At 52.8% G+C, this 8,503-nt stretch carries 8 protein-coding genes; all 8 read right to left on the reverse strand.

Annotation, left to right across the window (positions count from 1 at the left end; translation table 11 throughout):
• Positions 1-76: 76 nt before the first annotated feature.
• The gene (gene rpoB, locus IAE50_RS23000; RefSeq protein ID WP_023479402.1) at positions 77-4,105 is read right to left on the reverse strand and encodes a DNA-directed RNA polymerase subunit beta; all 4,029 of its coding nucleotides are present in this window, start codon (positions 4,103-4,105) and stop codon (positions 77-79) included.
• Positions 4,106-4,426: 321 nt separating this feature from the next.
• Positions 4,427-4,795, reverse strand: a complete 369-nt coding sequence (gene rplL / locus IAE50_RS23005) for a 50S ribosomal protein L7/L12 (protein ID WP_042716076.1) — start codon at positions 4,793-4,795, stop codon at positions 4,427-4,429.
• 66 nt (positions 4,796-4,861) lie between these two features.
• Entirely contained in the window at positions 4,862-5,359 is a 498-nt protein-coding gene (gene rplJ, locus IAE50_RS23010; RefSeq protein WP_007704673.1) for a 50S ribosomal protein L10, read from the reverse strand.
• Positions 5,360-5,657: 298 nt separating this feature from the next.
• Positions 5,658-6,362, reverse strand: coding sequence for a 50S ribosomal protein L1 (gene rplA, locus IAE50_RS23015; RefSeq protein WP_023479399.1), 705 nt, complete (start codon positions 6,360-6,362; stop codon positions 5,658-5,660).
• A gap of 3 nt (positions 6,363-6,365) precedes the next feature.
• Complete coding sequence (rplK, locus tag IAE50_RS23020) at positions 6,366-6,794, reverse strand: 50S ribosomal protein L11 (RefSeq protein ID WP_054804427.1); 429 nt, start codon at positions 6,792-6,794, stop codon at positions 6,366-6,368.
• A 141-nt stretch (positions 6,795-6,935) separates the two neighbouring features.
• On the reverse strand, positions 6,936-7,481 hold the full coding sequence (gene nusG / locus IAE50_RS23025; protein WP_006816549.1) for a transcription termination/antitermination protein NusG: 546 nt from the start codon (positions 7,479-7,481) through the stop codon (positions 6,936-6,938).
• Between the two features lies 1 nt (position 7,482).
• Complete coding sequence (gene secE / locus IAE50_RS23030) at positions 7,483-7,866, reverse strand: preprotein translocase subunit SecE (protein ID WP_003033128.1); 384 nt, start codon at positions 7,864-7,866, stop codon at positions 7,483-7,485.
• A gap of 228 nt (positions 7,867-8,094) precedes the next feature.
• The coding region (locus tag IAE50_RS23035; protein ID WP_375287961.1) for an EF-Tu/IF-2/RF-3 family GTPase at positions 8,095-8,503 on the reverse strand (409 nt) is incomplete at its 5' end.

Below are 8,503 nucleotides of genomic sequence, written 5' to 3' on the forward strand. Positions count from 1 at the left end.
GGATTTGCTCCCGTCGGAGTTAGCACAATCTGGTGCCGGGTGTTACCCCGGCACCAGTGACCTGTTTGAGCGAGAGTTACTCGTCTTCCAGCTCGATGTTGATACCCAGCGAACGAATCTCTTTCAACAGTACGTTGAAGGACTCTGGCATCCCCGGTTCCATCTGATGGTTGCCGTCCACGATGTTCTTATACATCTTGGTACGACCATTCACGTCATCAGACTTAACGGTGAGCATTTCCTGCAGGGTGTATGCCGCGCCATATGCTTCCAGCGCCCACACTTCCATCTCCCCGAAGCGCTGACCACCGAACTGCGCCTTACCACCCAGCGGCTGCTGAGTAACCAGGCTGTAGGAACCGGTGGAACGCGCATGCATTTTGTCATCAACCAGGTGGTTCAGTTTCAGCATGTACATGTAGCCAACGGTAACCTGGCGCTCGAACTGCTCACCGGTACGACCGTCGAACAGTGTGATCTGACCGGAAGTCGGCAGGCCACCCAGCTGTAACAGTTCCTTGATTTCAGACTCTTTCGCACCGTCGAAGACCGGCGTTGCGATCGGCATGCCTTTACGCAGGTTTTCAGCCAGACGCAGCACTTCGTCATCGCTGAAGGTGCTCAGGTCGACTTTCTGACGAACGTCAGCGCCCAGATCGTATGCACGCTGGATGAACTCGCGCAGTTTCGCGACTTCCTGCTGCTGTTTCAGCATGGCGTTAATCTTGTCGCCAATACCTTTCGCAGCCATACCCAGGTGGGTTTCAAGGATCTGACCGATGTTCATACGAGACGGTACGCCCAGCGGGTTCAGTACGATGTCTACCGGCGTGCCGTTTTCATCGTATGGCATATCTTCGATCGGGTTGATCTTGGAGATAACACCCTTGTTACCGTGACGACCTGCCATCTTATCACCAGGCTGGATCTGACGTTTAACGGCCAGATAAACCTTAACAATCTTCAGCACGCCCGGTGCCAGATCGTCGCCCTGAGTGATCTTACGGCGTTTCGCTTCGAGCTTTTTCTCGAACTCGTGTTTCAGTTCGTCGTACTGCTCAGCCAGCTGTTCCAGCTGATTCTGTTTCGCTTCGTCGGTCAGGCCGAGTTCCAGCCAGCGGTCGCGCGGCAGTTTGTCGAGCTTCTCAGCTTCAACGCCACCGGATACCAGCACGGAGTGGATACGGCTGAACAGGCCAGCTTCGAGGATCTGCAGTTCTTCAGACAGGTCTTTCTTCGCCTGTTTGAGCTGCATTTCTTCGATTTCCAGCGCACGTTTGTCTTTTTCCACGCCATCGCGGGTGAAGACCTGAACGTCGATAACCGTACCGGAAACACCGTTTGGTACGCGCAGAGAAGAGTCTTTAACGTCAGACGCTTTCTCACCGAAGATCGCGCGCAGCAGTTTCTCTTCTGGCGTCAGCTGGGTTTCACCTTTCGGCGTTACCTTACCAACCAGAATGTCGCCGCCGGTCACTTCTGCACCGATGTAAACGATACCGGATTCATCCAGTTTGGAGAGCGCAGCTTCACCCACGTTCGGGATGTCAGCGGTGATCTCTTCCGGCCCCAGTTTGGTGTCACGGGACACACAAGCCAGTTCCTGGATGTGAATAGTGGTGAAACGATCTTCCTGAACCACACGCTCGGAGACGAGGATGGAGTCTTCGAAGTTGTAACCGTTCCACGGCATGAACGCTACGCGCATGTTCTGACCGAGCGCCAGTTCACCAAGGTCGGTGGACGGACCGTCTGCCAGCACGTCGCCGCGCTCAATCGGCTCACCCAGGTAAACACACGGCATCTGGTTGATGCAGGTGTTCTGGTTAGAACGGGTGTATTTGGTCAGGTTATAGATGTCGATACCTGCTTCGCCCGGGTACATCTCGTCTTCGTTAACTTTGATAACGATACGGGAAGCATCCACGTACTGAACGGTACCGCCACGTTTCGCAACGGCAGTTACGCCGGAGTCAACGGCAACAGCACGTTCCATACCGGTACCAACCAGCGGCTTATCAGCGCGCAGAGTCGGAACCGCCTGACGTTGCATGTTCGCACCCATCAATGCACGGTTGGCGTCATCGTGTTCCAGGAACGGAATCAGGGATGCACCGACGGAAACCACCTGCTGGGTGGATACGTCCATGTAGTCAACCTGGTCTGCGCTGAAGAGGCTTGATTCGCCTTTGCTACGGCAGGTTACCAGATCTTCTGCAAAACGCCCTTCTTCCGTCAGGTTGGTGTTCGCCTGAGCGATAACGTAGTTACCCTCTTCAATTGCAGAGAGGTAATGGATCTCGTCAGTCACCACGCCGTCAGTCACTTTACGGTACGGCGTTTCGAGGAAGCCATATTCGTTAGTCTGTGCATAGACGGACAGGGAGTTGATCAGACCGATGTTCGGACCTTCAGGCGTTTCGATTGGACATACGCGACCGTAGTGGGTCGGGTGTACGTCTCGAACTTCAAAGCCTGCGCGCTCACGGGTCAGACCGCCCGGGCCAAGTGCAGAGATACGACGTTTGTGCGTAATCTCAGACAGCGGGTTGTTCTGATCCATAAACTGGGAGAGCTGGCTGGAGCCGAAGAACTCTTTCACCGCCGCCGAAATCGGCTTGGCGTTGATCATGTCCTGCGGCATTAGGGTATCCAGATCGCCCAGAGAGAGACGCTCTTTCACCGCACGCTCTACACGCACCAGGCCAACGCGGAATTGGTTTTCCGCCATTTCGCCTACGGAACGGATACGACGGTTGCCGAGGTGGTCGATATCATCCACTTCACCGATGCCGTTACGGATACCGATGAGCTTCTTCATCACTTCGATGATGTCGTCGTTGCTCAGGATACCGGAACCTTCAATGCTGTCGCGCAGCAGAGAACGGTTGAACTTCATGCGGCCTACCGCAGAAAGGTCGTAGCGGTCTTCGGAGAAGAACAGGTTTTCGAAGAGGCTTTCAGCCGCTTCGCGAGTCGGCGGCTCACCCGGGCGCATCATGCGGTAGATTTCTACCAGCGCGCTCAGACGATCGTTAGTTGGGTCGACGCGTACGGTTTCAGAGATGTACGGGCCGTGATCCAGATCGTTGGTGAACAGCGTTTCGATACGTTTGTGACCAGCCTGGCTCAGTTTAGCCAGCAGATCGAGCGACAGCTCCATGTTGGCCGGGCAGATCAGCTCGCCAGTGGATTCGTCAACGTAGTCTTTCGCCGCAACTTTGCCTGCGATGTACTCAACCGGCACTTCGATATGTTGGATTTCGTCTTTTTCCAGCTGACGAATGTGGCGCGCGGTGATGCGGCGGCCTTTCTCAACATACATTTTGCCGTTGGCTTCGATATCGAAGGAGGCGGTTTCGCCACGCAGACGTTCCGGTACCAGTTCCATCTGCAGCTTGTTGTCGCGGATCTCAAAGACCACTTTTTCAAAGAACAGGTCAAGGATCTGTTCAGTGGTGTAGTTCAGCGCGCGCAGAATGATGGTGGCCGGCAGCTTACGACGACGGTCGATACGAACGAACAGGTTGTCTTTCGGATCGAACTCAAAGTCCAGCCATGACCCACGGTAAGGAATGATACGTGCGTTATAGAGCACCTTACCGGAAGAGTGGGTTTTACCCTTGTCGCTGTCAAAGAAGACGCCCGGGCTACGGTGCAGCTGAGAAACGATAACACGCTCAGTACCGTTGATAACAAAGGTACCGTTGTCGGTCATGAGCGGAATTTCGCCCATGTAGACTTCTTGTTCTTTAATGTCTTTTACGGTGCCTTCCGGCGCTTCGCGCTCGTAGATCACCAGACGCAGTTTTACGCGCAGCGGGGCGGAGTACGTCACACCACGGATTTGACACTCTTTAACGTCAAATACGGGTTCGCCAAGACGGTAGCTGACGTATTGCAGTTCCGAATTGCCGCTGTAGCTCTTGATCGGGAACACGGAGCGGAATGCCGCTTCGAGCCCGTACTGGCCCTCAGGATCTTGCTCGATGAACTTCTGGAACGAGTCAAGCTGGATAGAAAGGAGATAGGGAACATCCAGTACTTGTGGACGTTTACCAAAATCCTTACGAATACGTTTTTTCTCGGTATAGGAGTAAACCATAGGGTTCCTCAGCTCGCTGACAAGTCGACCCATCTGCCCAGGGAAAGGACAGTTTGTGCAACACTATTTTTTTGACCGGAAAGTGGAGCACTTTCCGCAATGCTTGTTGCTATCACGCTTAAATCATTTCATTGCGATTTACACAGCGCCGAGCGACTGTCGCAGTATATTAAGTCGTCGATAGAAACAAGCATTGAAAAGGCAACAGGTAGTCAAACAGTGTGAAACACTACCAGCGCCTTCTACAGCGCAAAAAGGCTGGTGACCAAAAAGTCACCAGCCATCAGCCTGATTTCTCAGGCTGCAACCGGAAGGGTTGGCTTATTTAACTTCAACTTCAGCGCCAGCTTCTTCCAGAGATTTTTTCAGAGCTTCAGCGTCATCTTTGCTCACGCCTTCTTTCAGAGCGGCCGGAGCAGATTCTACCAGGTCTTTAGCTTCTTTCAGACCCAGGCCAGTTGCGCCACGTACTGCTTTGATAACAGCAACTTTGTTAGCGCCAACAGCTTTCAGAATAACGTCGAATTCAGTTTTCTCTTCAGCAGCTTCAGCAGCCGGGCCAGCAGCAACAGCTACAGCGGCAGCAGCAGAAACACCGAATTTTTCTTCCATTGCAGAGATCAGTTCTACAACGTCCATTACGGACATAGCGGCAACTGCTTCAATGATTTGATCTTTAGTGATAGACATTTAAATTGTTCCTGAATATCAGAATAAGTTTATACGTAAGCGAATGCGTTATAGAGAAAACTGCGATTAAGCAGCTTCTTTCGCATCGCGTACAGCAGCCAGAGTACGAACCAGTTTGCCAGCAGAGGCTTCTTTCATGGTTGCCATCAGGCGTGCAATTGCTTCTTCGTAGGTCGGCAGGGTTGCCAGGCGATCGATCTGGGACGCCGGGATCAACTCACCTTCAAAGGCAGCGGCTTTGACCTCAAATTTTGCATTCGCTTTCGCGAAATCTTTGAACAGACGAGCAGCAGCGCCCGGGTGTTCCATAGAATATGCAATCAGGGTCGGACCAACGAACGCGTCTTTCAGGCACTCGAACTGAGTACCTTCAACAACACGGCGCAGCAGGGTGTTGCGAACAACACGCATGTAAACGCCGGCTTCGCGACCTGCTTTACGCAGTTCGGTCATTTTATCTACGGTAACGCCACGGGAATCCGCAACAACCGCAGACAGCGCGCCTTTGGCTACTTCGCTGACTTCAGCAACAATCGCTTGTTTGTCTTGAAGATTTAAAGCCATTAGCTTTGCTCCTGGATGTTTGCCAGGGCTCATGCCCTGGAACTCACTTCACTCTTTTCAACGAAAAGAGCGTCTTAATACGGTGAGCAGAAACAAGCCAAAGAGTACTTAAAAAATATTCTTCAGGTTCTGTCACCGTCTACGCAGGGAATTAAGTCTCTTGCGAAACACCTGCGGTCTTCGACGGAGGCCTGGATAGGCCAGGCTCCAACGAACAAATCTTTTTGTTTGCTAGCTTACGCGAGCAAAACGTGGGGGAAGATTGTAGACAAATCCGCCACCCACGTAAAGGCGAATATTAGTTCGCCGCTGCGTTCAGACCAGCCTGGTCTACCGCAACACCAGCACCCATGGTGGTGGAGATGCTAACTTTCTTGATGTACACGCCTTTCGCCTGAGACGGTTTTGCTTTTTTCAGCGCAACCAGCAGAGACTCCAGGTTTTCTTTCAGTTTGTCAGCGTCAAAGTCCACTTTACCGATGGTGGTGTGGATGATGCCGTTTTTGTCGTTACGGTAACGAACCTGACCCGCTTTAGCGTTCTTAACCGCTTCAGCAACGTTCGGCGTTACAGTACCAACTTTCGGGTTCGGCATCAGGCCGCGCGGGCCCAGAACCTGGCCCAGCTGGCCAACAACGCGCATTGCATCCGGGGAAGCAATAACAACGTCAAAGTTCATTTCGCCTTTCTTGATCTGGTCAGCCAGATCTTCCATACCTACCAGCTCAGCGCCAGCTGCTTTAGCAGCTTCAGCGTTCGGGCCCTGGGCAAATACGGCTACGCGAACAGAACGGCCAGTACCGTGCGGCAGTACAGTTGCACCACGTACGTTCTGGTCAGATTTACGTGCGTCGATGCCGAGGTTAACGGCAACGTCTACGCTTTCTACGAATTTAGCAGTGGCCAGCTCTTTCAGCAGAGCAATGGCTTCGTTGATGTCGTACTGTTTGGTCGCATCAACTTTGTCACGGATCACGCGCATACGCTTGGTCAGTTTAGCCATTTCTTAATCCTCCACTACCAGGCCCATGGAACGCGCAGTACCTTCGATTGAGCGAGTCATCGCTTCAATGTCAGAACCGGTCATGTCCGCGGCTTTAGTCTGAGCGATTTCCTGCAGCTGAGCGCGGGAGATGGTGCCCACTTTGTCTTTGTTCGGCTTGCCGGAACCAGACTTGATACCAGCCGCTTTCTTCAGCAGAACTGCTGCCGGAGGCGTTTTGGTAATGAAAGTGAAAGAACGGTCAGCGTAAACGGTAATAACAACCGGAATCGGCAGACCTTTTTCCATGGATTCTGTTTTTGCGTTGAACGCTTTGCAGAATTCCATGATGTTAACACCCTGCTGACCCAGAGCCGGACCAACCGGTGGGCTCGGGTTTGCCATGCCAGCTGCAACCTGCAGCTTGACGTAGGCCTGGACTTTCTTAGCCATTGAAATTTCCTCGTTTGGGTATAGCGCCCCGAAAGGCTCCCCGTGGTTAAAACTGTTTTACCGGTTCAGAACCCGTAAAAACAAAAGGCGCGAAATTGTATGTCAATTTCACGCCTTGTGCAACGTTTGATCGCCGAATATTTAGGCTTTTTCGACCTGGCTAAAGTCCAGCTCTACCGGGGTCGCACGACCGAAGATAGAAACGGAAACTTTCAGGCGGGACTTCTCGTAGTCCACCTCTTCAACCACACCGTTAAAGTCGGCAAACGGACCATCGCTAACGCGGACCATTTCACCCGGCTCGAACAGCGTTTTCGGACGCGGCTTATCACCAACCTGCTGCAGGCGGTTCATGATCGCATCCACTTCTTTGTCGCTAATCGGCGCCGGACGATCGGAGGTGCCACCGATGAAGCCCATTACGCGCGGAACGCTGCGTACCAGGTGCCAGCTGGCGTCGTTCATTACCATCTGGACAAGTACGTAGCCCGGGAAGAATTTGCGTTCGCTTTTGCGACGCTGGCCGCCACGGATTTCGACCACTTCTTCGGTCGGCACCATAACTTCGCCAAACAACTCTTCCATGTTGTGTAATTTGATATGCTCGCGCAGCGACGTTGCTACGCGGCCTTCAAAACCGGAAAACGCCTGAACGACGTACCAGCGCTTTTTAGGAGCTTCAGACATCTCAGAACCTCAGGCCAGTGATAAAGGAAACCAGGCGGACCAGAATACCATCCAGCCCCCACAGGATCAGTGACATAACTGCGGTGACCGCAGCCACAATCAACGTGGTGTGCAATGTTTCCTGACGAGTGGGCCAAATCACTTTACGTACTTCGGTTCTCGCTTCACGGGCAAAAGCAACGGTCGCTTTTCCCTTCGTCGTCAACAGCGCGACACCACCTGCTGCAGCAATCAGAATTACAACTGCCAGCGCGCGGAGCGGCAGCATCATGTCACGATAAAGATAGTTGCCAACGATAGCCACGAGCAGCAGTACTGCAACAACAACCCACTTCATCGCTTCCAGGCCGCGCCCGCTCCCTTGAGCTTCGGTATTCGCACTCATAAACCAACCTGTCACAAGAATTCAGACAAACATTTTTGCCCCGCATAAGCGAGGCAACCAAACCGAAATGCTCTGGCGAGTTTCGGACTCACGCCCTCTTCAGAGCCTGTCTCAGCAATGATTATGGACAAAAAAATCACTGATGAGCCAGGTTCTGGGTCGAAAGCGTACAAAAAGGGCATCAAATGATGCCCTTTTCTTGCGCATTGCGTCAAATGTTATCAGCGATTAGCTGAGAACTTTTGCTACAACGCCCGCGCCAACGGTACGGCCGCCTTCACGGATTGCGAAACGCAGACCATCGTCCATCGCAATCGGGTGAATCAGGGTAACAACCATTTTGATGTTGTCGCCCGGCATTACCATCTCAACGCCTTCCGGCAGTTCGATGGTGCCAGTCACGTCAGTTGTACGGAAGTAGAACTGCGGACGGTAGCCTTTGAAGAACGGAGTGTGACGGCCGCCTTCATCTTTGGACAGGATGTACACTTCAGATTCGAATTTGGTGTGCGGCTTGATGGAACCCGGCTTAGCCAGTACCTGACCACGTTCGATTTCTTCACGTTTGATACCACGCAGCAGAACGCCAACGTTCTCACCAGCACGGCCTTCGTCCAGCAGTTTGCGGAACATTTCA

The sequence above is a fragment of the Kosakonia sp. S42 genome (assembly GCF_016624785.1).
In the GTDB taxonomy this organism is placed as follows: domain Bacteria; phylum Pseudomonadota; class Gammaproteobacteria; order Enterobacterales; family Enterobacteriaceae; genus Kosakonia; species Kosakonia cowanii.

What these genes read in the sequence shown, in the direction of transcription:
- rpoB (WP_023479402.1), bottom strand. Translation starts at nt 4,105, where the DNA reads ATGGTTTACTCCTATACCGAGAAAAAACGTATTCGTAAGGATTTTGGT.
- rplL (WP_042716076.1), bottom strand. Translation starts at nt 4,795, where the DNA reads ATGTCTATCACTAAAGATCAAATCATTGAAGCAGTTGCCGCTATGTCC.
- rplJ (WP_007704673.1), bottom strand. Translation starts at nt 5,359, where the DNA reads ATGGCTTTAAATCTTCAAGACAAACAAGCGATTGTTGCTGAAGTCAGC.
- rplA (WP_023479399.1), bottom strand. Translation starts at nt 6,362, where the DNA reads ATGGCTAAACTGACCAAGCGTATGCGCGTGATCCGTGACAAAGTTGAT.
- rplK (WP_054804427.1), bottom strand. Translation starts at nt 6,794, where the DNA reads ATGGCTAAGAAAGTCCAGGCCTACGTCAAGCTGCAGGTTGCAGCTGGC.
- nusG (WP_006816549.1), bottom strand. Translation starts at nt 7,481, where the DNA reads ATGTCTGAAGCTCCTAAAAAGCGCTGGTACGTCGTTCAGGCGTTTTCC.
- secE (WP_003033128.1), bottom strand. Translation starts at nt 7,866, where the DNA reads ATGAGTGCGAATACCGAAGCTCAAGGGAGCGGGCGCGGCCTGGAAGCG.